The 255-nt window shown below is 65.5% G+C and carries 1 protein-coding gene; it reads right to left on the reverse strand.

Annotation, left to right across the window (positions count from 1 at the left end):
- On the reverse strand, positions 1–255 hold a 255-nt coding region (locus K4B79_RS47620; protein WP_308280649.1), incomplete at both ends, for a carboxyl transferase domain-containing protein.

Below are 255 nucleotides of genomic sequence, written 5' to 3' on the forward strand. Positions count from 1 at the left end.
CGTGCTCCTGGTCGACGCCCGGGAGGAACCCGGGGACGTCCAGGAAAGTGACGATCGGGATGTTAAAAGCGTCACACATCTGGACGAAACGCGCAGCTTTTTCGGAGGCCTCGATGTCCAGGACGCCTGCCAGCGTCGACGGCTGGTTCGCCACGATGCCGACGACCTGGCCGTCCAGGCGGGCCAGCGCGCAGATGATGTTGCGGGCCCAGCGCTCGTGGACCTCCAGGTAGTCGCCGTCGTCGACGATCTCCT

The sequence above is a fragment of the Streptomyces lincolnensis genome (genome assembly GCF_021173675.1).
GTDB classification, from domain to species: Bacteria; Actinomycetota; Actinomycetes; order Streptomycetales; family Streptomycetaceae; genus Streptomyces; species Streptomyces lincolnensis_B.